The following is a 411-nucleotide window of genomic DNA, read 5'->3' on the forward strand; positions in this document are numbered from 1 at the left end:
GGGGCAAGTGATAGAAGCACGTGCCTCGCTCCGAACCAAGGAGAGTTGATGAAACCTAAGCTTCACCCGCCTGAACCCCACCAAGTACAACGTGCGCTGGCCATAGCCCGGTGGAAGGCCCCACACGCCCTTGTCTTCTACATCGACATGCTAGATGATGCCCCTGTCCGTGCCCGGGCCCGGCGCTCGATTACGCGGCTCCAGAAGATGCTGAAGCAGGAGCCTTACTTCGATCCTCAGGTCCACCGCGTTAGCATCGTGGTGCCTGACGAGCGTACGGCCCAGCGTATACGTGTGACACCGCTCCCGCTCCAGCTGTTTGTCACGAGCGTCGAGGAAACGGTGCTGGACACAGACGAAGGCAACCGCGCCGAATTCGACATTCTTCCGTACCCGCCAGACATCGACGAT

The 411-nt window shown here is 60.1% G+C and carries 1 protein-coding gene; it reads left to right on the forward strand.

Features of this window, described 5'->3' with window-relative positions:
• Nucleotides 1-48: 48 nt before the first annotated feature.
• Nucleotides 49-411, forward strand: a 363-nt coding sequence (locus AC1RP1_RS07945; protein WP_481762712.1) for a hypothetical protein, incomplete at its 3' end; no start/stop codon positions are given.

The sequence above is a fragment of the Dellaglioa sp. CoH-56-MRSF-13 genome, assembly GCF_056782095.1.